This is a genomic window from Rhizobacter sp. J219 (genome assembly GCF_024700055.1).
Taxonomy (GTDB): Bacteria; Pseudomonadota; Gammaproteobacteria; order Burkholderiales; family Burkholderiaceae_C; genus Rhizobacter.
In genome coordinates, this window is sequence record NZ_JAJOND010000001.1 from 5,074,355 (window position 1) to 5,095,497 (window position 21,143).

Genomic DNA, 21,143 nt, shown 5'->3' on the forward strand with positions numbered 1-21,143 from the left:
TCAAGCCTTCAGCATGCCTTTGGTCTCGATGAAGGCGATCACGTCCTTCAGGCCGGCCTGGGTCTTGAGGTTGCTCATCACGAAGGGCCGGTTCGGCCGCATGCGCTTCGTGTCGGCTTCCATCACATCGAGGTTCGCGCCGACGTAGGGCGCGAGGTCGGTCTTGTTGATGACGAAGAGGTCGCTCTTGGTGATGCCGGGGCCGCCCTTGCGCGGGATCTTCTCGCCGGCGGCCACATCGATCACGTAGATGGTCAGGTCGCTCAACTCCGGGCTGAAGGTGGCGGCGAGGTTGTCGCCGCCTGACTCGATGAAGACGACGTCGGCGTTCGGGTACTTCTCCAGCATGCGGTCGACCGCTTCGAGGTTGATCGACGCATCTTCGCGGATGGCGGTGTGCGGGCAGCCGCCGGTTTCCACGCCCATGATGCGGTCGGCCTCCAGCGCGCCGGCCACCGTGAGCAGGCGCTGGTCTTCCTTGGTGTAGATGTCGTTGGTGACGACCACCAGGTCGTACTGCTCGCGCATGGTCTTGCACAGCATCTCGACCAGCGTCGTCTTGCCCGAGCCGACCGGCCCGCCCACGCCCACGCGCAGGGGGGAAGTTTCTTGGTGCGGCCGGGGATGGTGTGCAGGGTGTTCATGATCGGAAGAGGCGTGAGTACTGGGTTTCGTGTTGGGCTGACAGGATCGCCAGCATCGGGGTGAAGGCCTGGCGTTCGCTGTCGGCCACGCGCAGGGCGTGGTCGACGGCGTCGGGCATGGCGGCACTCAGCCGGGAGAGCACACGCTGCCCGGCGCCTTGGCCCAGCGGCACGGCCTTGAGCGCTGCCTGCATCATGTTCTCGGCCCAGCCGAAACAGAAGCTCAGCATCGCCTCGCGCAGCGGCGCGCCGGTCTGCGCCACCGCCAGCGCAAAGGCGACCGGCCAGGTCGGCGCCGGCGTGAGCGACGCCAGCAGCGCGACGCGCGGGTCGTCGACGCCCCGGTTCTTCAGCCACTCGACCAGCGATCGGCCCATCTGCTCGGTCTGCAGCCGCGCCTCGGCGGACTCTCGCGTGGTGGTGACCCAGGCATTAAGCTCGACCAGCGTCGCTTGGTCGTGCCGCTGCCAGGCCTTGAAGGCGGCAGCGCCCACGGGCAGGTCGCTCCGGGCGAGCAGGAGGTGCAGTTGGTCGAGCAGCCAGTCGCCGGCCTGCGATTCGTTGGTGACCCGGCCGGCTTCCACGGCGGCCTCAAGCCCTTCGGAATAGCTGAAGCCACCCACCGGCAGCGCCGGTGATGCGAGCCACATCAATTGCAGCAGCGACGTGGCCGACAGCGCCGGGTCGCGGCGCGACAGGGGCGTGGAGCGCATCAGTGGTCGTGCTTGCAGCCCGGTCCGTGCTCGTGGTGGGCATGGCCCTGCGGGTGACCGGCGTGTGCGTGCCCGTGATCGTGGGCGTGATCGTGGGCGTGACCCTGACCGTGGTCGTGCGAGTGCCCGTGGCCGTGCGCACCCGCGGCATACGCGCCGCCTTCCGGCTCGAAGGGTGCCAGTTCCTCCGTCACGATCAGGTGCATGTGGCGCAGCATGTCAGCCAGCACGTGGTCGGGCTCCAGGTGCAGGTGGTCGGGTTGTACTTCGAGCTGCACGTGGCGGTTGCCCAGGTGGTAGGCGGCGCGCAGCAGGTCGAGCGGCGTGCCGTGCTCGGGGCAGGTGCGCACCACCAGCACCGGCTGCGGCGTGGCCACCACCTTGATCAGCGAGCCGTCTTCGGCCACCAGCACGTCACCGCCACGCACCACGCTGCCGCGCGGCAGGAAGACGCCGAGCGTGCGCCCTTGCGAGTCTTCGGTGTCGAAACGGCTTTTCTGGCGGGTGTCCCAGTCGAGCACCACCGTGGCGGCGCGTTTGAGCAGCACGGGGGCCAGGCCGTGGCCTTGGGCGATGAGTTTGTTGACGGTCAGCATGGCGGGCAGTGTCTCAGCAATTGCCGGGCCGGCGGCAGGGGTGGTGCAATTCTGAATGCGAATCGCTCCTGTTACGATGTGCATTGCCGGGGATGAACCCGGCCAGCCGCCATCACAGGACATTCCATGAAGAACGCCTTCCTCCACACCGTTGCCGCCGCGCTGCTGGCCGCCGGCGCCGCTGGCGCCCAGGCCCAGGTGCTCAACCTCTACACCGCCCGCCACTACCAGACCGACGAGGCGCTGTACGCCAACTTCACCAAAGAGACCGGCATCAAGATCAACCGCATCGAGGGCAAGGAAGACGAGCTGCTCGAACGCATCAAGAACGAAGGCGCCAGCTCGCCGGCCGACGTGTTCATCACCGTCGACGCCTCGCGCCTGGAGGTCGCCGACAAGGCCGGCGTGTTCGCGCCTGCGCAGAGCAAGCTGCTGGAGCAGCGTGTGCCCGCGCACCTGCGCACCGCCAACTGGCTCGCCTTCTCGACCCGCGCCCGCGTGATCGTCTACAACGCCAAGACGATCAAGCCCGAGTGGGTGCAGACCTACGAAGACCTCGCGAACCCGCGCCTGAAAGGCCAGCTCTGCGTGCGCTCGGGCTCGCACCCCTACAACCTCTCGCTCGGCGCCGCGCTCATCACCCAGCACGGCGAAGCCAAGACCGAAGAGTGGGCCAAGGGTGTGGTGGCCAACTTCGCCCGCGCGCCCAAGGGTGGCGACACCGACCAGCTGCGCGCCGTGGCCGCCGGCGAGTGCGGCGTGGCCGTCTCCAACAGCTACTACGTCGCCCGCCTGATGCGTTCGACCAAGCCCGAGGATGTGAAAGACATGGCAGCGCTCACGGTCGTATGGCCCAACCAGAAGACCTGGGGCACGCACGTCAACGTGTCGGGTGGTGGCCTCATCAAGACCGCCCCCAACAAGGCGAACGCGGTTCGGTTCCTCGAATACCTGGCGAGCGACTCCGCCCAGACCTACTTTGCCGACGGCAACAACGAATGGCCGGTGGTGAAGACCGCCTCGGTGAAGAACCCGGCGCTCGACAAGCTCGGCAGCTTCAAGGCCGACGAGACGCCGCTGTCGAAATGGGCGCCGAACACAGCCGCTGCACAGAAGGTGTTTGACCGCGCCGGCTGGCGCTGATCGGGACTAGCGCAAGCCCTCGGGGGCGGGGTGTCGCATTGCGCTCATGTCCCCCGCAAGAGATCACTCTCGTGATCTCGTGCTCCTCCTTAACTTCGCTCCATGCGACACCCCACCCCCGAGGGCCGGCACGCCGCAGCAAGCCCCTTGTCTTTTTGGGTGGTGTGGCAGTGCGTGTCGCAACGCGGGCGCAGGGGGAGGGGCGCAGTGAAGTGAAGGAATGAATTGATGAACGCGGGAGCGTTCATCAAGAAGGGACATGAACGGAGCCCCTCCCCCTGCGTCCGCGTTGCCGCTCGGCACCGAGCCAGGAGCGATTCACCCCCGATCCTTCGCAATCTGCCGGCACAGTACGACGAGCGGCAGCAGCCCCACCGCCACGATGGCGAGCGAGGCCGTCGAAGCTTCCGCCAGCCGCTCGTCCGAGGCCAGCCGATAGGCCTGCGTCGCCAGCGTGTCGAAGTTGAAGGGCCGCATCACGAGCGTGGCGGGCAGCTCCTTCATCACGTCGATGAAGACGAGCAGGCCCGCGGTGAGCAGGCCACGCTGCAAGAGCGGCACGTGCACCCGCACCAGCGTGCGCACCGGCGTGAGGCCGAGGCTGCGCGCCGCATCGTCCATGTGCGGTGTCACGCGGTGCAGGGCCGAATCGACCGTCTGCAAGGCCGCGGTGAGAAAGCGCACCACGCAGGCAAACACCAGCGCGGTGATGGTGCCGGTGAAGATCAGGCCCACCTCCCAGCCGAAGCTCTCGCGCAGCCACAGGGCCAGCGCGTTGTCGAGTCGCGCGACCGGGATCAGCACGCCCACCGCGATCACCGAGCCCGGTAGTGCGTAGCCCATGCCGGCCGCCCAGTGCGCGCCGCGTGCCACCGGGCCAGGGTCGAGCCGGCGTGCATAGGCGACCAGCAGGGCCAGCGCCACCGCGATCAGCGCAGTGAGGCCCGAGACGACCAGGCTGTTGCGTGCCAGCTCGAAGAAACGGGTGCCGAACTGCGCATCGCCATCGGTCAGCGCCATGTGCAGCAACACGCCACTCGGCAGCAGGAAGCCGGCCAGGAGTGGCACGCAGCACGCCGCAAACGCGAGCGCTGCACGCCAGCCGCGCAGCCGCGGCCCGCGTGGCGGCTGCCGGCGCAGGCCCGGGCCGTGGTAGCGGGCGCGGCCGCGCGAGCTGCGCTCGAGCGCCAGCACCAGCAGCACGAAGCCCAGCAGGCACATCGACAGCTGCGCGGCGGCGGCGCGGTCGCCGAGTGAGAACCAGGCGCGGTAGATGCCGGTGGTGAAGGTCTGCACCGCGAAGTACGACACCGTGCCGTAGTCGGCCAGCGTCTCCATCAGCGCCAGCGCCACGCCGGCCGCGATGGCCGGCCGCGCCATCGGGATCGACAGCCGCAAGAAGCTCTGCCACGGCGTGAGTCCGAGCGAGCGGCCGGCCTCCATCACGCCGCCGCCGCGCTCCAGGAAGGCGGTGCGCGCCAGCATGTAGACATAGGGGTAGAGCACGCAGATGAACATCGCGACCGCGCCGCCGGTGCTGCGTACGTCGGGGAACCAGTAGTCGGCACGGCTCCAGCCGAAGGCCTCGCGCAAGGCCCGTTGCACCGGCCCCGTGAATTGCAGCAGGTCGGTGTAGGTGTAGGCCATCACGTAGGCCGGCATGGCGAGCGGCAGCACCAGCAGCCATTCGAAGTGGCGGCGGCCGTGAAAGTCGAGGTGGGTGACCAGCCACGCCGCGCCCACGCCGATCAGCGCGACGCCCACGCCGACGCCTGCGCACAGGAGAAGGCTGGTCACGACGTATTCCGGCAGCAGCGTGTCCACCAGGTGGGCCCAGGTGCCGCCGGTACCGGCTGTGAAGAGGCTCGTCGCCACCGACAGCACCGGCACCGCCACCACGGCGGCGATGACGAGGCTCCACCAGGTAAGCCATCGGGTGGGGTGCAGCGCGGCGGGAAGCGGGAGCGTGGTCATGACGGTGAAAGGCGCGGGCAGTGTAAGGTGCGCCCTGTTCCCGATTCCTTGCGCCATGTCGACTCCACCCGTTCTCGAACTGCACCAGCTCGGCCACCGCTACGCCGCGCAGCCGACCTTCAGCGGCCTCGACCTCACGCTCGCACCCGGCACCGTGTGCTGCCTGCTCGGCCCCTCGGGCTGCGGCAAGACCACGGTGCTGCGCTGCATCGGCGGCTTCGAGCGCGTGAGCGAGGGAGAGGTGCGCATCGATGGCCAGGTGGTGGGCAGCCCCGGCGTGCATGTGCCGCCCGAGCACCGCCGCATCGGCATGGTGTTCCAGGACTACGCTCTTTTTCCGCACCTCACCGTGCTGCGCAACGTGGGCTTTGGCGTGGCCGACAAGCGCGCGGCCAACGACCGGGCGATGGAGCTGCTGCACACCGTGGGGCTGGCCGCGGCGGCGGAGCGTTATCCGCACGAGCTTTCGGGCGGGCAGCAGCAGCGCGTGGCCTTGGCGCGGGCGCTCGCGCCAAGGCCGCGGCTCCTGCTGCTCGACGAGCCGTTCTCCAACCTCGACGTCGAGCTGCGCGAGCAGCTGGCCGCCGAGGTGCGGGCCATCCTCAAGGCGGCCGGCACCACCGCGGTCTTCGTCACCCACGACCAGAACGAAGCCTTCGCGATGGCCGACGAGATCGCGGTCATGCACCAGGGCCGCATCCAGCAGATCGCCGGGGCCTATGAGCTGTACCACCGTCCCAACAGCCGCTTCGTGGCCGACTTCATCGGCCAGGGCGTGTTCGTCGAGGCCGAGGTGGTGGCGCCGACGCGCCTGCGCTTCGAGCTTGGAGAGGTGCAGACCCCGGAGCCGGTCCGATATGCCGACACCGGCGACCTCTGCACGGTGGGCGAACGCGTGCAGGTGCTGATGCGCCCCGACGACGTGCTGCACGACGATGCAAGCCCGCTGCGTGCGACGGTGCAGCACAAGGCGTTTCGCGGCGCCGAGATCCTCTACACCCTGCAGCTCGCGAGCGGTACGCGGGTGCTCGCGCTGGTGCCCTCACACCACAACCACGCGCTGCAGGAAGCCATCGGCGTGCGGCTCGACATGGACCACGTGATCGCCTTCGCGCCGCGGCGCTGACAGCTCACTTCGTGGCCGGCCGGCTGGAAAACGCGGTCAGGAGGCCCAGCCCGATGAACGAGGCCCCGGCCGCGCGCTGCCCCCAGGCGGCGTGCCGGCCGAGCTGGCCGAGGCGCGGGGCGACGAGGCTCGCCGCCAGCACGTAGACGAGATCGGTGCAGGCCGCCACCGCCACGAAACTTGCGCCCAGCGCCAGGCTTTGCGCCAGATGGGGAGCGTCGGGTGTCATGAACTGCGGCAGGAACGCCGCGAAGAAGAGCGCCGTCTTGGGATTGAGCAGCGCGACGACGAAGCCGTCGCGGAAGATGCGCCCGCGCTGGAGCGGCTCGACCGGCAGGTTGTTCGCCGTGGTCGCGGTGCGGGCCGAGCGCAGCATGCGCAGGCCCATCCAGATCAGGTAGCCGGCGCCGGCCCACTTCACCACCGTGAACGCGGCCGACGACACGGCGAAGAGTGCTGCAAGGCCGAGCGCCGCGCCCAGTGCGTTGCCGAGGTTGCCGAGCGCCACGCCGGCCACGGACGCAAGCCCCGAGCTGCGGCCCTGCGACAGCGTGCGCGCAAGGATGTAGACCACCGCCGGGCCGGGCGTGATGGCGAGGATGAAGCTCGCGGTCAGGAAGGCGAGCAGCAGGGGCAAGGGCGGCAGCAGGTCGTGCAACATGGGGAATCTCCGGCAGCGGGTGACACGAGTATCGCCCGTGGCGAGGCACTTGTTTTGCGATGTGGAACACCTGTGGGGAAGCACCTGATATCGCGTTTGCATGCGGGTGTGAAGATGGCCCGATCCCCCAACGGAGAACCGACATGCAACGCAGAGATTTCATCCGCTTCGCCGGCGCCGCGGCCGCCACGAGCAGCATCGCGGGCCCGCTGCACGCGCAGGCCAATTTCCCCAGCCAGCCGATCAAGCTGCTGCTCGCCTTTGCAGCCGGTGGCTCCACCGATGCGATGTTCCGCGTGATGGCCGAGAACGCGTCGCCGCTGTTCGGGCAGCCGGTGATCGTCGACGCCAAGCCGGGTGGCGGCGGCACGATGGCCGGGCAACTGCTGCTGCAGGCCAAGCCCGACGGGTACACGCTCGCGCAACTGCCGATCAGCGTCTTCCGCCTGCCGTACACGCAGAAGATCACCTGGAACCCGGTGACCGAGTTCAGCTACGTGATCGGCATCACCGGCTACTCGTTCGGCATCGCGGTGCCCGCCGACTCACCCATCAAGAGCTGGGCCGACCTGGTGGCCTGGGCGAAGGCCAACCCCGGCAAGCTCACCTACGCCACGAGCGGTATCTACACCACGCCGCACCTGACGATGGAAGACATCTCGCACCGCCTCGGCATCGAGATGAACCACATCCCCTACAAAGGCATGGCCGAGATCATTCCGGCCATCCTCGGCGGCCAGGTGATGGCGATCGCCGACAGCATCGGCTTCGGCCCGCACGTGCTGAGCGGCAAGCTGCGGCTCTTGTGCACCTGGGGCGCGACACGGGCCAAGAAGTTTCCCGATGCACCCACGCTCACCGAGCTGGGCATCCCCATCGTGCAGAACTCGCCGTACGGCCTGGTCGGCCCCAAGGGCATGGACCCGGCCATCGTGAAGAAGCTGCACGACACCTTCAAGCGCGCCATCGAGATGAACAACCACATCGAGGTGATGGGGCGCTACGACCAGGAGCTGCTCTACATGAGCCCGGAGCAGTACCGCAAGTTCGCCGAGGACACGATGGCGCGCGAGAAGGTGGTGATTGAGCGGCTGAAGGCGATGGGGAAGGTGACCTGAGTCAAACGGCGGGTGGCCTGCGGCTGCGATATTCTTCCGGCTGCCTTGCCGTTTTCGAGAGCAGGTTTTGAGGGGGAATCATGAGCCGTCGCGTCGTCATCGTTGTGTCGAGTGTGTTGTTGAGCCTGGGGCTCAGCGGGTGCCTGTTTTTCGGTTTCGCCACTGTGGGCGGCACGCTAACCGGCTTGCCCAGCGGCACCAGTGTCACCCTGCAGAACAACGGTCGTGACAACCTCACGTTGACGCAAAACGGTCGTTTCACCTTCAACAACACGCTGGATGACGGTGACGACTACAACGTGACCGTGCTGACGCAGCCCGCCAGCGCCAACTGCACGCCCTCGAACAACACGGGCTCGATCAACTCGAAGGGCGACGACGTCGAGAACGTGCTGGTGACCTGTGTAGCGAGCGGCAACCTGACGGGCACTGTTTCCGGGTTGGCCACTGGCGCGTTCGTCAGGTTGTCGAACGGCGTCGCCGGTAGTGGGGCGGCGACTCTCGATGTCAATGCCAACGGCAACTTCGCGTTCTCGGGCACATTGGCCAACGGCACGGCCTATACCGTGTCGGTGAGCCAGAACCCTTCAGGGCAGACCTGTTCCGTGACCGGCGCCTCAGGCACCATCCAGAGCAACGCCCCAAGCACCACCATCGCGGTCACCTGCACGCCCTGATCTCCACGGCGCTCCGCGCCGCGGCATTGGGCTCAGAACAGGAAGTACTTCTGCGCCATCGGCAGCACGGTGGCCGGCTCGCAGGTGAGCAGCTGGCCATCGGCGCGCACTTCGTAGGTCTGCGCATCGACCTCGATCTTCGGCGTGCCGCTGTTGTGCACCATGTCGGCCTTGCCGATCTTGCGGGTGTTCTTCACCGCCACCGCACGGCGCTGCAGCCCAAGCTTGTCGGGCACGCCGAGGTCGAGTGCGGCTTGTGAGACGAAGGTCACGCAGGTCGCATTCATCGCCGCGCCATAGCCCGCAAACATCGGCCGGTAGTGCACCGGCTGCGGTGTCGGGATCGAGGCGTTCGGATCACCCATCGCGGCCGCGGCGATCGCACCGCCCTTCAAGATCAGCGACGGCTTCACGCCGAAGAAGGCCGGCTTCCACACCACCAGGTCGGCGAGCTTGCCCACCTCCACCGAGCCCACCTCGTGCGAGATGCCCTGCGTGATGGCCGGGTTGATCGTGTACTTGGCGATGTAGCGCTTGACGCGGAAGTTGTCGTGGCGCGCGTTGTCTTCGGGCAGTGTGCCGCGCTGCTGCTTCATCTTGTCGGCGGTCTGCCAGGTGCGGATGATGACTTCGCCAACGCGGCCCATGGCCTGGCTGTCGCTCGACATCATGGAGAACACGCCCACGTCGTGCAGGATGTCCTCCGCCGCGATGGTCTCGCGGCGGATGCGGCTCTCGGCAAACGCCAGGTCCTCGGCGATCGACGCATCGAGGTGGTGGCACACCATCAGCATGTCGAGGTGCTCGTCGATGGTGTTCACCGTGTACGGCATCGTCGGGTTGGTCGACGAGGGCAGCACGTTGGACAGGCCCGCGCACTTGATGATGTCGGGCGCATGCCCGCCGCCCGCGCCTTCGGTGTGGAAGGTGGCGATGGTGCGGCCCTTGAAGGCGGCGATGGTGTCTTCGACGAAGCCCGACTCGTTGAGCGTGTCGGTGTGGATGGTGATCTGCACGTCGTGCCGCTCGGCCACGCTCAGGCAGTTGTCGATGGCAGCGGGCGTGGTGCCCCAGTCTTCATGCAGCTTGAGGCCGTAGGCGCCGGCTTCGATCTGCTCGTCGAGCGCGCCCGGCAGGCTCGCGTTGCCCTTGCCCTGGAAGCCCAGGTTCATCGGGAAGCTCTCGGCCGCCTTCAGCATCTGGTGGATGTGCCACGGCCCTGGCGTGCAGGTGGTGGCGAAGGTGCCGGTCGCAGGGCCGGTGCCGCCGCCGAGCATGGTCGTCACGCCGCTCATCAACGCTTCTTCGATCTGCTGCGGGCAGATGAAATGGATGTGGGTGTCGATGCCACCGGCAGTGATGATGTTGCCTTCGCCCGCGATGATCTCGGTGCCCGGGCCGATGATGATGTCGACGCCCGGTTGCACGTCGGGGTTGCCGGCCTTGCCGATGCCGCTGATGCGGCCCTGCTTCAGGCCGATGTCGGCCTTGACGATGCCCCAGTGGTCGATGATCAGCGCATTGGTGATCACGGTGTCGGCCACGTCTTTCGCGAGGCGCTGGCTCTGGCCCATGCCGTCGCGGATGGTCTTGCCACCGCCGAACTTCACCTCTTCGCCGTAGGTGCCGGCGGCGAGGGTGTAGTCCTTCTCCACCTCGACGATCAGGCCGGTGTCGGCCAGCCGCACACGGTCACCGGTGGTGGGGCCGAACATCTCGGCATAGGCGCGTCTTGTGATGGTTGCCATGCTGGGGTCTTGTTCTTTGAAGAAGAGGTGTCAGAGCGCGCCCTGCACCAGGCCGCGAAAACCGTAGACCTTGCGTTCACCCGCGAAGTCGACCAACTCCACCGTGCGCTGCTGCCCGGGCTCGAAGCGCACCGCGGTGCCCGAGGCGATGTTGAGCCGCATGCCGTGGGCCGCCTTGCGGTCGAACCTGAGCGCGGCGTTGGTCTCGGCGAAGTGGTAATGCGAGCCGACCTGGATCGGCCGGTCGCCGGTGTTTTCGATCACGAGCGTGGCGGTGCGGCGGCCGGCGTTGAGCACGTGGTCGGGCCCGTCGGTGAAGAGTTCTCGCCGGGGATCATCACTTTCTCCGGCTGAACCAGACGGCCGCGCCGACCAGGGCCAGCGTGACGACGAAGCCCCAGGTGTCGGTGGCGTGCCAGTGGGTGCCGGCGGCGCCGTGGCCGTCATGGGCGAACGCAGGCGCCGCGAGGGCGAGTGAGAGCAAGGCAGCAAGACGCGTCATGTCGGAGGCTCCGGCGGGTTATGCAATAGGTTGGTGCACGGTCACCAATTTGGTGCCGTCGGGGAAGGTCGCTTCGACCTGGATCTCGGGGATCAGCTCCGCCACGCCGTCCATCACGTCGTCGCGGGTGAGCACCGTCTTGCCCTCGCTCATCAGCGCGGCGACGGTCTTGCCGTCGCGGGCGCCTTCCATGATCGCGGCGCTGATCATCGCCACGGCTTCCGGGTAGTTGAGCTTGAGCCCGCGGGCTTTGCGGCGCTCGGCGAGCAGCGACGCGGTGAAGATCAGGAGCTTGTCTTTTTCGCGGGGTGTCAGTTCCATGATGGTGCGCAGGGCGAGCGAGGGCGGGAAAAGTGCCGCATCTTAGGGCGCAGCCAGCCGCGGTGGCATGGTGCTTGCGCGGAGTGAACGCATGAAGCTTGCCACCCCCTCCGACCCGTCCGCCCCTCGGCTCGGGCCGGCCGTGGCACCCGCCGATCGCACCGACGTGGTGCGGCAGGACGATGCCGTGCAGCGGGTGGTGAAGGTCCGCCGCGACTACAACAGCTGGGTCGCCCGCGAGACGATGGAGGACTACGCGCTGCGCTTCACGCCGCGCGCCTTCCGCAAGTGGTCGGAGATGCGCGTGGCCAACACCGCCTTCGGCGCGGCCTCGTTCCTCATCCTCGAAGCCGTGGGCGCGACGCTGCTGGTGCAGTACGGCTTCTTCAACGCGGCACTCGCCATCCTCGCCACCGGCCTCATCATCTTTCTCGCCGGCCTGCCGATCAGCACCTATGCCGCCCGCCACGGGCTCGACATGGACCTGCTCACCCGCGGCGCCGGCTTCGGCTACATCGGCTCGACCATCACTTCGCTGATCTACGCGAGTTTCACCTTCATCTTCTTCGCGCTCGAAGCGGCGGTGATGGCCTATGCGCTCGAGCTTGCGTTCGACATCCCGCCCGCGTGGGGCTACCTCATCTGCGCGGTGGTGGTGATCCCGCTGGTGACGCACGGGGTGACGGCGATCAGCCGGCTGCAGGTGTGGACGCAGCCGCTGTGGCTCGTGATGCTGGTCGTGCCCTACGTCTTCGTCTTCTGGCACAACCCCGGCCTGCTCGACGAGATCGCCCACTACGGTGGCGCGCCGGCCAGTGGCGCCGACGGCACGAAGTTCAACATCTACCTCTTCGGCGCCGCGATGACAGTCGGCATCGCGCTGATGACGCAGATGGGCGAGCAGGTCGACTACCTGCGCTTCATGCCGGAGAAGACGCCGCAGAACCGAAAACGCTGGTGGGCCGGGGTCTTGATCGGTGGGCCCGGCTGGGTGGTGCTGGGGGTCATCAAGATGCTCGGCGGCATGCTGCTCGCCTACCTCGCCATCAGCCACTCGGTGCCCACCGACCGCGCGGTCGACCCGAACCAGATGTACCTCGCGGCCTACGAGTACGTGTTCTCCCGCCCGGGTTGGGCGGTGGCGGCGGTGATGGTGTTCGTCGTGATCTCGCAGCTCAAGATCAACGTCACCAACGCGTATGCCGGCTCGCTGGCGTGGAGCAACTTCTTCGCACGCCTCACGCACAGCCACCCGGGCCGTGTGGTGTGGGTGGTGTTCAACACGCTGATCGCGCTGATGCTGATGGAGCTCGACGTGTTTCGCGCACTCGGTGGTGTGCTGGGGCTGTACTCCAACATCGCGATCAGCTGGATCATGGCCGTGGTGGCCGACCTCGTGATCAACAAGCCACTCGGCCTTTCGCCGCCGGGCATCGAGTTCAAGCGGGCGCACTTGTACGACGTGAACCCGGTCGGCGTGGGGGCGATGGGCGCCGCCTCGGTGCTGTCGATCACCGCCTACCTCGGCATGTTCGGGCCCTTGGCCGAAGCCTTCTCGGCCTTGATCGCGTTGATCACCGCGATGGTCGTCTCGCCGCTGATCGCATGGGCCACACGCGGCCGCTACTACATCGCCCGCCAATCGAAGGGCTTATTCACCGGCCTGCAGCAGTGCGTGATCTGCGAACGCGAGTACGAGTCCGACGACCTCGCGCATTGCCCCGCCTACCTCGGCAGCATCTGCTCGTTGTGCTGCTCTCTAGACGCACGCTGCAACGACCTCTGCAAGCCCGAGGCACGCTTGTCGTCGCAGTGGTCTCGCGCCTTGCGGACCCTGCTGCCGCAGCGCGTGTGGCCCTACATCGACACCGGCCTCGGCCACTACCTGCTGGTGATGGCCATCGTGGTGCCGCTGCTGGCCGGTGTGTTCGCTTTGCTCTACCAGCAGGAGCTGCGCACGCTCGGCGAGCAGGCCGAAGCGCTCGCGCCGGCGCTGAAGCTCGGCTTCCTCAAGGCGTTCGCCGCGCTGCTGCTGGTGAGCGGCATCGTCGCCTGGTGGCTGGTGCTGACGCACAAGAGCCGCCAGGTGGCGCAGGAAGAGTCCAACCGTCAGACGCAGGCGGTGCACGAGCAGACGCTCGCGCTGCGCCGCGAGATCGACTCTCACCGTCAGACCGACCTGCAGCTGCAGGAAGCCAAGCTCGCCGCCGACATGGCCAACCAGGCCAAGAGCCGCTACATCACCACCGTGAGCCACGAGCTGCGCACGCCGCTCAATAGCATCCTCGGCTATGCGCAGCTGCTGGAAGAAGACCCGTCCATCCCCAGCCACCGCAAGCAGGCGGTGAGTGTGATCCGCCGCGGCGGCGACCACCTGCTTTCGTTGATCGAGCACACGCTCGACATCGCGCGCATCGAAGGCGGCAAGATGCGCCTGGAGCCGCGCCCGCTGCGCTTCCGCGAGGCGGTGCAGCAGATCGTGCACATGTTCGAGCTGCAGGCGGCCGGCAAGGGCATCGAGTTCCGCGCCGATCTCGGCGACGTGATGCCCGAGGTCGTGCGGGCCGACGAGAAACGCCTGCGCCAGATCCTCATCAACGTGCTGGGCAACGCAGTCAAGTTCACGCAGGCGGGGCGTGTCGTCTTTCGCCTGCGCTATGCGCGCGAGATGGCGGTGTTCGAGATCGAAGACACAGGCCCCGGCATCGCGCCCGACGAGCTTCACGCACATCTTCGAACCCTTCGCGCGCGGCAGCGAGACCACGAGCGGTGGCACAGGCCTTGGCCTCACCATCGCCAAGATGCTCACCGACCTGATGGGCGGCGGAACTCACGGTGACGAGCACCCTGGGCGTGGGCACCGTCTTCCGCATCAAGCTCTTCCTGCCGGAAGCGCGCGGGGCCGTCGCCGCGCTCGAAGTGCCGCGAGCCACCCGCACCGGCTACCGCGGCGAGCGCCGGCGCATCCTGATCGTCGACAACGAGGAGGTCGACCGCTCCTTGCTTGTCACCGTGCTGCAGCCATTGGGTTTCGAGCTGATGCAGGCCGCCTCGGGCCACGAGGCATTGGCGGTGATCGCTGGCTACCAACCGCATGCGATCCTGATGGACCTCGCGATGCCGGGCATCGACGGCTGGGCCACCATCCGTGCGATCCGCGCGCAGCAGCTCAGCGATGCGCCGATCGCCATCGTCTCCGGCAACGCATTCGACAAAGACCTCGACAACGACGTCGGCATCACCCCGCAGGACTTCGTGTTGAAGCCCGTGCGTGTGCATGAGCTGCTCGACTGGCTGGGCTCTCGCCTCAGGCTTGAATGGCTGGAAGCCGCACACATCGCCCCTCAGCCGGGCGCCGCGCCGGCGCCGGCGCGCTGGGTGCTGCCCGACGAGTCGCAGTTGAAGGCGCTCGACGAACTCATCCACCTCGGCTACTTCCGCGGCATCGTGAAGAAGCTCGACGAGATCGAGCGCGACAATGCCGCCTGCGCCAGCTTCGTCGCCCACCTGCGCGGCCTGGCGCGCAACTTCCAACTCGACGCGATGAGCACCCTGGTGCAGCGAGCCCTCAATGACCCCGCGACCCTCTGACACCGCGCGCCTGCCCGACCGCACCGCGAGCGACCTGGTGCTGATCGTCGACGACGTGCCCGACAACCTCTCGCTGCTGCACGACGCGCTCGACGAGGCCGGCTACACCGTGCTCGTGGCCACCAGCGGCGAGACCGCGCTGCAGCGCGCCGCGCAGGCCGTGCCCGACGTGGTGCTGCTCGATGCCGTGATGCCCGGCATGGACGGCTTCGAGGTCGCTCGCCGCCTGAAGGCCGGGCCCGACACCGCGCACATCCCCATCATCTTCATGACCGGCCTCACCGACACCGAGCACGTGGTGGCGGCTTTCGGTGCCGGCGGGGCCGACTACGTGACCAAGCCGATCCGCCCGCAGGAAGTGCTGGCCCGCATGGCGGCGCACATGCAGGCCGCGCGGCAGGCGCGGCAGGCACGCAACGCGCTCGACGCCTTCGGCCACGCGACGATGGCGGTGCACGTGAGCAACGACAAGCAGAGCGGCAAGGCCGTGTGGCAGACGCCGCTCGCGCGCCAGCTGATGCACGCCTACTTCGCCGTCGACCCCGGCCAGGTGCCCGCCGAACTGCTGCAGTGGCTGCGCGAGCAGTCGTCGCTGGCCGACGAAGGCCGTGAAGGCAAGCCGCTCACCGTGACGCGCCTGGTGTCACAACAGCGCCGCCAGCTCGTCTTCTCGCTGCAAGAGCGCACCAGCGACGACGACTGGCTGATGGTGATGCGCGAAGTGTCGGACGCCGCCGTCGTCGACGCGCTGCTCCAGGCCTTCAAGCTCACGATGAAGGAAGCCGAGGTGCTGTACTGGGTGGTCAAGGGCAAGACCAACCGCGACATCGGCGACATCCTTGGCAGCAGCCCGGCCACGGTGAAGAAGCACCTCGAACACGTGTTCGAGAAGCTGGGCGTCGAGACGCGCAATGCCGCGGCCTCGCTCGCCATCAAGAAAGTGCGGTCGCTGTCGGTGTGATTGGCGCACCGCCGTCTGCGACGGCCTGAGCCTCGCATGCGAACATGCCGCCCATGGAACTGCGGCAACTGCGCTATTTCGTTCGCGTCGTCGAACTCGGCAGCATGGGCCGCGCCGCGGCCGACCTCGGTGTCGTCACCTCGGCGCTGAGCCAGCAGATCAGCCGTCTGGAGGGTGAGTTGACGACCCGGCTGCTGCAGCGCAGCCCGACCGGTGTGGTGCCCACCGACGCCGGGGTCGCCTTCTGGCGGCAGGCCCAACTGGCCCTGCGCCACGCCGACGAGGCTGCCCGCGCGGCGCAGCAGCAGCGCCTCGCCGGGCAGGTGAGCGTGGGGCTCGCACCGTCGACCGCCGCGGTGCTTGCCTTGCCACTGGTGCTGGCGATGCGCGAGCGTTACCCCGAGGTGCGGCTGCACCTGGTCGAGAGCCTGTCGGGCAACCTGTCGGCGCTGCTCAATGCGCGCCAGCTCGACGTGGCCGTGCTCTTCGATGCCACCGACGAACACCGCCTGCGCGTGGCACCGCTGCTCGACGAGCGGCTCTGCCTCATCGGCGCGGCCAGCCTCGCCGGCATGCCCAAGGGCCGTCAGGTGCGCCTGAAAGACGTGGCCACGCTGCCCCTCGTCATGCCCAGTGGCAGCCACGGCCTGCGGGCGGTGGTGGAGCAGGCGTTTGCCCGCGCGAAATGCCGGCCGAAGATCGTGGCCGATGTCGATGGCCTCGCCGTCCTGATGGACATGGTGCAGGCCGGACTGGCCGCCACCGTGCAACCGGCGGCCGCCATCGCACGCCTGCCGGCCGGCGCGGCGGCGTTGCGGGTGCTGCAGGTGGCCGACGCCCAGGCCCGGCGCCGCAACCTGCTCGCGAGCCTGGCCGACGAAGAGCTGGCGCCGGCGGCACTGGCGGTGCGCGCGGTGGTGGTCGAGGTGGCGCGCCGGCTGGTCGACGAAGGCCGCTGGGCCGGGGCCACGCTGCTGTCCTAAGGCTTGCCGAGCCGGTGCAGCTGCGCGATCAGCGCCTGCGCACCGCCGCTCAGGTACGCCCCGCGCCGCGTGACCAGCGCCACCGGCACGCTCGCATCGAGATCGCCCACGCGGATCAGCGCCAGCTCGCGGCGTGCCAGCTCGTCGGCCACGGCGCTTGCCTGCAGCAGCGCGAGGCCGAAGCCGGCTTCGACCAGCCGCTTCTGCGCGCTCAGGCTGTCGATCGCCACCCAGTCGAGTGTGTGCACGCCGCGCGTGGTGAACTGCGCGAACACCGTGGCCGCGAAGAACTCGCTGTGCCGGTCCTGCACCGGAAACGCAAGCCAGCGTTCGCCCGCCAGCCGCGACAGCGAGGCCACCCGCTTGCCGGCGAGTGGGTGGGATGCGGCGCACGCCACCACCAGGTGCTCGGTCTGCACCACGCGGCAGTCGAGGTCGGGTGACGGGTCGGCGAAATAGCGCAGGCCGACGGCCGCGGCGCCTGAGCGCACGAGTTCGCTGACCTGGGCGCTGGTGGCTGTCTGCAGCCGCAGGTCGAGCTGCGGCTGCGCCGCCCGAGCGCGCTTGAGCGCCGCGGCCAGGCCCGTGTGCGCGAGCGTGCCCACCGTCACCATCTGCACCACGCCGCCGGTGCCCGCCTGCGCCGCCTGCACCGCGGCGCGCGCATCGCCCACCGCCGCCGTCACGCGCTCGGCATGTGGCAGCAGCGCACGGCCCACGTCGCTCAGCACCAGCCCACGGCCGATGCGCTCGAAGAGCGGTGCGCCCACCGCGGCTTCGAGCACTGCCAGGCGGCGGCTGATGGCCGATTGCGTGCGCGACAGCGCCAGTGCGGCGGCCGACACACCGCCGTGGCGGTGCACCGCGAGAAAGGTGTCGAGGGCGTCTGAATCCATGTGCGTCAAACCATGCAGAAAGCCGATGGATTGAAGAAGAAATATGCGTTTGACGCAAGTGTGGCCGGCTTCCAAGATGGCGCCATCGCACTGCCCGGAGCGCCCATGAACGCCACGTCCCTTGCCCAGCCCTTCGTCGACCTGCACCGCGCCGAGCGCGGTTTCGTGATGCCCAACGCCTGGGACGCCGGCACCGCCGTGCTCCTGGCCGAGGCCGGGTTCGCCGCCATCGGCACCACCAGCGCCGGCATCGCCTTCTCGCTCGGCAAGCCCGACTTCAACGTGCGCAACGCGAGCCTCGCCGTCACGCGCGACGAAACCCTCGACGCCGTGCGGCGCATCGCTGCGGCGGTGCCGCTGCCCGTCAACGCCGACCTCGAAGCCGGTTACGGCGACACGCCCGAGCAGGTGGCCGAGTCGGTGGGTCTGGCCATCGCCACCGGCGCGGCCGGCTGCAACATCGAAGACACCGACCGCGCGACCGGCGCCCTGTTCGACACGGCCGAAGCGGTGGAGCGCATCGCCGCGGCGCATGCGGCGGTGCGCGCCTCTGGCCGGCCGTTCGTGCTGAACGCCCGCACCGATGCCTTCCAGCATGGTGGCGAGCAGGGCCTGCGGCTCGCAGTGGAGCGGTGCAACCGCTTCCTCGCCGCCGGGGCCGACTGCGTGTTCACCCCCGGCGTGGCCGATGCCACCCGCGCCCGCACGCTGGTGCGCGAGATCACCGGCCCGCTCAACCTCGTGGTCGGCCTGAACGAGTCGGCCTCCAGCGCACGCGCCTTGATCGACGTCGGCGTCAAACGCATCAGCGTCGGCGGCTCCATCGCCCGCGCCGTGCTCGGCCTCGTGCGCCAGGCGGCGATCGAGCTGCGCGAGCAGGGCACGGTGGGCTACGCGAAGGGGCAGGTGCCGCACGGCGAGCTGAATGCCCTCTTCGAGCGTGCGTGGGCACGCCGGCCTAGACTCGATGCATGAGACAACCCGTCGAGTTGCACCACGCCTCCCGCCTCATCAACCACGGCCCCACCGTCCTCGTGGGCAGCGCCCACGGCGGGCGGCGCAACCTGATGGCGGCGGCGTGGTCGATGCCGGTCGAGTTCACCCCGCCGCGCATCGCGATCGTGATCGACAAGAAGACGTTCACGCGCGAGCTCGTCTCCGCGAGCGGCGGCTTCGCCGTCAGCATTCCCGGGCGGGCCTTGCTCGATGCGACCTACGCGGTGGGCAGCGTCTCGGGCCGAGACCTCCCCGACAAGTTTTCCTCCTACGGCATCGCCAGCTTCGACGGCCCGGTGCTCGGCCAGCCCTTTGCCACCGACGCCGTGGCCTGGATGGAATGCCGCCTGATCCCCGAGCCGCACACCGAAGATGCCTACGACACCTGCTTCGCCGAGGTGGTGTGGGCGGCGGCCGACCCGCGGGTGTTCGACCGCGGCCGCTGGTCGTTCCGCGACGACAACACCGAGCTGCACACCCTGCACCACCTGGGCGGTGGCAACTTCGCCTGGCCGCAGCGCAGCGAGCAGGCCACGCCGCTCGCGCCGACAATCCAGCCGCCCCGGAGATGACCCATGGCCCTGACGCTGCACTACCACCCGCTCTCGTCGTATTGCCACAAGGCACTGATCGCGATCGATGAGCTGGGCATCGCCGTCGACATGCAACTGCTCAACCTCGGCGACCCCGCCGAGCGCGCCGCCTACCTGCAGCTCTGGCCCACCGGCAAGATGCCGTTGCTGGTCGACGACGGCCGGGTGGTGCCCGAGACGAGCATCCTCATCGAGTACCTGCAGCGCCACCATGCGCCGGCGGGTCGCCGGCTGATCCCCGACGATGCCGACGCCGCCCTCGACGTGCGCCTGTGGGATCGCCTCTTCGACCTTTACGTGATGACGCCGATGCAGGCTCACACCAGCGACCTGCTGCGCCCTGAGGCTGACCGCGACCCGCTCTCGGTCACCGAGGCGCGCGGCAAGCTGCTGATGGCGTATGAGCTGATCGACCGCCAGCTCGACGGCCGCCACTGGATCACCGGCGACGCCTTCACGATGGCCGACTGCGCCGCCGCGCCCTCGCTCTTCTACGCGGTGACCTACGTGCCGCTGCCCGTCGAGCGCACGCGCCTCGCCGCCTACTTCGAACGCCTGATGGCCCGCCCATCGGTGGCCCGCACGGTCGACGCGGCGCGCCCGTTCTTCCAGTGGTACCCGGGCCGCGCGGGGCTGGCGAAGCGGTTCTTTGATCCCGAGGCGGCCTGAGGGTGCATCTCGTCGAGCCCTAGAACTCGATCGTGAGGTTGGCGCTGAACTTCCCGCCGGTGTTGAAGTCGGTCGGTGCCGCGCCGATCTCGCGCTTGAGGTCGATGAACTTCTGCTCGCCCGCCGGGATGCGCAGGTTGACTTCGGTCCTGCGGTAGTTGCGGTTCTCCACGAAGTCGCGCCAGGCCGCGGTGTGCAGGCTGAGCCGCCATTGGCCGATGTCAGCCAAGAGGATGGCGAGCGGCGATGACGAGGGCGGCTCGGCGGCTGGCGCTCGAAGCAGACACGAGAAGAGGAAATCGGCCTTGGCTTCGACCTTGAGCCTCGCCAGCGAGCCCGAGGGTTCGGCGGGTTTGCCGGCTTCCGTCGGTTCGGCCGAACGTGTTCTGCGACCTGCCTGCAAGGCAGCCCCCGCGATCGGGTTGGCGCCGAGCTTGAAGCAGCTTGTCGTTCCGCGAAACAGCGCCGGGACGTAGCCCAGCTCCAGCAGGTAGTCGCGGTTCTTGAGGTCCCGATCCGCGTCGACGCCGAAGTTCAAGGGCACGACGTGCATCAACCGGTCGCCGTCGAATTTCTTGATCGGCGTACCTTCAAACACCTCGGACTTCATGCCGACGTTGTAGTACTTGATCCCGTAGCGGACGGACACGCCCCCGAACTGCCCCTTGTCGGTCGCGTCGACCTTGACGATGCGGTTGAGCGTGTAGAACGTGCCTCGGTCACCAGACACCGTGCCTGGCACCAGCTTGTCGGCGATCGCGAGCGAGTCGCCGAACTTGGCGAGCACCCGCACGACGGGAGCCTCCGCCTGTTCCTTGATCGCCCCGAGCGTGAGTGAACCGCTGGACTCGCCCTGGGCCAGAGAGGTGATGCTCGCGACCGACAGCACGACGCCGGTCACCGCGATGCGAAGAATAGAAAGATGAAGCTTCACAGGCCGCCTCGCTACACCAGTGCGGGCGCCAGCGTCGCGGGCGTCTTGTTGAGCCAGTCGGTTGGCCACGGCTTGTCGGTGCCGCCGTTGATCACGATGTCGTGGCGCGACACGTCCCTGAAGATGCTGCGCGGGGTCGAGCCGGCGACCTTGGACGCCCCGAGCGCCGAGGAGAAGACGGTGTTCTTGTCGACCGTCGCACCGCTCGTGCTGAAGTACCGCAGGTTGTCAAACAACAGGTACTCGATCAATCCTTTCGAGATGGCCATGGCGTCCCCTGATGTGCAGCGCGTCATT

The 21,143-nt window shown here is 68.3% G+C and carries 19 protein-coding genes and 3 pseudogenes; 10 read left to right on the forward strand and 12 right to left on the reverse strand.

The window, feature by feature from the left end:
• The 3 genes and pseudogenes from ureG to ureE all read right to left on the reverse strand — a co-directional run bounded on the left by ureG (position 1) and on the right by ureE (position 1,953).
• Positions 1-644, reverse strand: a pseudogene (gene ureG, locus LRS03_RS24175) (urease accessory protein UreG).
• On the reverse strand, positions 641-1,357 hold the full coding sequence (locus LRS03_RS24180; RefSeq protein ID WP_257828772.1) for an urease accessory protein UreF: 717 nt from the start codon (positions 1,355-1,357) through the stop codon (positions 641-643). Before LRS03_RS24180 ends, ureG begins: the two are co-directional and overlap by 4 nt.
• Complete coding sequence (ureE, locus tag LRS03_RS24185; protein WP_257828773.1) at positions 1,357-1,953, reverse strand: urease accessory protein UreE; 597 nt, start codon at positions 1,951-1,953, stop codon at positions 1,357-1,359. Before ureE ends, LRS03_RS24180 begins: the two co-directional genes overlap by 1 nt.
• A 126-nt stretch (positions 1,954-2,079) precedes the next feature.
• Here ureE and LRS03_RS24190 point away from each other — a divergent pair, with 126 nt between their 5' ends.
• Positions 2,080-3,096 (forward strand): extracellular solute-binding protein, encoded by a 1,017-nt coding sequence (locus LRS03_RS24190; protein ID WP_257828774.1) that lies wholly within the window; start codon positions 2,080-2,082, stop codon positions 3,094-3,096.
• 318 nt (positions 3,097-3,414) lie between these two features.
• Here the strand turns inward: LRS03_RS24190 and LRS03_RS24195 are convergent, their stop codons facing one another.
• Positions 3,415-5,070: an ABC transporter permease gene (locus LRS03_RS24195; protein ID WP_257828775.1), complete on the reverse strand. Its 1,656-nt coding sequence runs from the start codon at positions 5,068-5,070 to the stop codon at positions 3,415-3,417.
• 55 nt (positions 5,071-5,125) lie between these two features.
• On the opposite strand from LRS03_RS24195, the gene LRS03_RS24200 reads away from it, so the two are divergent.
• Positions 5,126-6,196: an ABC transporter ATP-binding protein gene (locus tag LRS03_RS24200; RefSeq protein WP_257828776.1), complete on the forward strand. Its 1,071-nt coding sequence runs from the start codon at positions 5,126-5,128 to the stop codon at positions 6,194-6,196.
• Between the two features lie 4 nt (positions 6,197-6,200).
• Here LRS03_RS24200 and LRS03_RS24205 read toward each other — a convergent pair whose 3' ends face one another.
• Positions 6,201-6,854: a LysE family translocator gene (locus tag LRS03_RS24205; RefSeq protein WP_257829678.1), complete on the reverse strand. Its 654-nt coding sequence runs from the start codon at positions 6,852-6,854 to the stop codon at positions 6,201-6,203.
• A 146-nt stretch (positions 6,855-7,000) separates the two neighbouring features.
• Between LRS03_RS24205 and LRS03_RS24210 the strand changes: the two genes are divergently transcribed.
• Together LRS03_RS24210 and LRS03_RS24215 are read left to right on the forward strand one after the other, a co-directional pair.
• Positions 7,001-7,975 (forward strand): Bug family tripartite tricarboxylate transporter substrate binding protein, encoded by a 975-nt coding sequence (locus tag LRS03_RS24210; protein WP_257828777.1) that lies wholly within the window; start codon positions 7,001-7,003, stop codon positions 7,973-7,975.
• An 80-nt stretch (positions 7,976-8,055) separates the two neighbouring features.
• Positions 8,056-8,652, forward strand: a complete 597-nt coding sequence (locus LRS03_RS24215; RefSeq protein WP_257828778.1) for a hypothetical protein — start codon at positions 8,056-8,058, stop codon at positions 8,650-8,652.
• Between the two features lie 32 nt (positions 8,653-8,684).
• Here the strand turns inward: LRS03_RS24215 and ureC are convergent, their stop codons facing one another.
• The 4 genes and pseudogenes from ureC to ureA form a co-directional block, all read right to left on the reverse strand.
• Positions 8,685-10,400 carry an urease subunit alpha gene (ureC, locus tag LRS03_RS24220; protein WP_257828779.1) on the reverse strand — a complete coding sequence of 572 codons (1,716 nt, stop codon included), beginning with the start codon at positions 10,398-10,400 and terminating at the stop codon, positions 8,685-8,687.
• A 30-nt stretch (positions 10,401-10,430) separates the two neighbouring features.
• Positions 10,431-10,738 (reverse strand): annotated as a pseudogene (locus LRS03_RS24225) (urease subunit beta).
• Entirely contained in the window at positions 10,738-10,902 is a 165-nt protein-coding gene (locus LRS03_RS24230) for a hypothetical protein (protein WP_257828780.1), read from the reverse strand. Before LRS03_RS24230 ends, LRS03_RS24225 begins: the two are co-directional and overlap by 1 nt.
• Before the next feature lie 18 nt (positions 10,903-10,920).
• Positions 10,921-11,223 carry an urease subunit gamma gene (ureA, locus tag LRS03_RS24235; RefSeq protein WP_257828781.1) on the reverse strand — a complete coding sequence of 101 codons (303 nt, stop codon included), beginning with the start codon at positions 11,221-11,223 and terminating at the stop codon, positions 10,921-10,923.
• 91 nt (positions 11,224-11,314) lie between these two features.
• Here ureA and LRS03_RS24240 point away from each other — a divergent pair.
• The 3 genes and pseudogenes from LRS03_RS24240 (at position 11,315) to LRS03_RS24250 (ending at position 16,758) form a co-directional block, all read left to right on the forward strand.
• Positions 11,315-14,814, forward strand: a pseudogene (locus tag LRS03_RS24240) (hybrid sensor histidine kinase/response regulator).
• Positions 14,795-15,775, forward strand: a complete 981-nt coding sequence (locus tag LRS03_RS24245) for a response regulator (RefSeq protein ID WP_257828782.1) — start codon at positions 14,795-14,797, stop codon at positions 15,773-15,775. The pseudogene LRS03_RS24240 and the gene LRS03_RS24245 overlap by 20 nt, the downstream one beginning before the upstream one ends.
• A 53-nt stretch (positions 15,776-15,828) precedes the next feature.
• Positions 15,829-16,758, forward strand: a complete 930-nt coding sequence (locus tag LRS03_RS24250; protein ID WP_257828783.1) for a LysR family transcriptional regulator — start codon at positions 15,829-15,831, stop codon at positions 16,756-16,758.
• Here LRS03_RS24250 and LRS03_RS24255 read toward each other — a convergent pair.
• Positions 16,755-17,654: a LysR family transcriptional regulator gene (locus LRS03_RS24255; protein ID WP_257828784.1), complete on the reverse strand. Its 900-nt coding sequence runs from the start codon at positions 17,652-17,654 to the stop codon at positions 16,755-16,757. The two genes, LRS03_RS24250 and LRS03_RS24255, sit on opposite strands and share 4 nt — an antisense overlap.
• A 105-nt stretch (positions 17,655-17,759) precedes the next feature.
• On the opposite strand from LRS03_RS24255, the gene LRS03_RS24260 reads away from it, so the two are divergent.
• Genes LRS03_RS24260 through LRS03_RS24270 form a run of 3 tightly spaced genes read left to right on the forward strand, consistent with a single transcriptional unit; the run spans position 17,760 to position 19,912 of the window.
• A complete protein-coding gene (locus LRS03_RS24260) occupies positions 17,760-18,629 on the forward strand; it encodes an isocitrate lyase/PEP mutase family protein (RefSeq protein ID WP_257828785.1) in 870 nt (289 codons plus the stop codon).
• Positions 18,626-19,222 carry a flavin reductase family protein gene (locus LRS03_RS24265; protein WP_257828786.1) on the forward strand — a complete coding sequence of 199 codons (597 nt, stop codon included), beginning with the start codon at positions 18,626-18,628 and terminating at the stop codon, positions 19,220-19,222. Before LRS03_RS24260 ends, LRS03_RS24265 begins: the two co-directional genes overlap by 4 nt.
• A gap of 3 nt (positions 19,223-19,225) precedes the next feature.
• A complete protein-coding gene (locus tag LRS03_RS24270; RefSeq protein WP_257828787.1) occupies positions 19,226-19,912 on the forward strand; it encodes a glutathione S-transferase family protein in 687 nt (228 codons plus the stop codon).
• Positions 19,913-19,931: 19 nt separating this feature from the next.
• Here LRS03_RS24270 and LRS03_RS24275 read toward each other — a convergent pair whose 3' ends face one another.
• Positions 19,932-20,846: a hypothetical protein gene (locus tag LRS03_RS24275; RefSeq protein WP_257828788.1), complete on the reverse strand. Its 915-nt coding sequence runs from the start codon at positions 20,844-20,846 to the stop codon at positions 19,932-19,934.
• A gap of 11 nt (positions 20,847-20,857) precedes the next feature.
• Positions 20,858-21,115, reverse strand: coding sequence for a hypothetical protein (locus LRS03_RS24280; protein ID WP_257828789.1), 258 nt, complete (start codon positions 21,113-21,115; stop codon positions 20,858-20,860).
• Positions 21,116-21,143 lie beyond the last annotated feature (28 nt).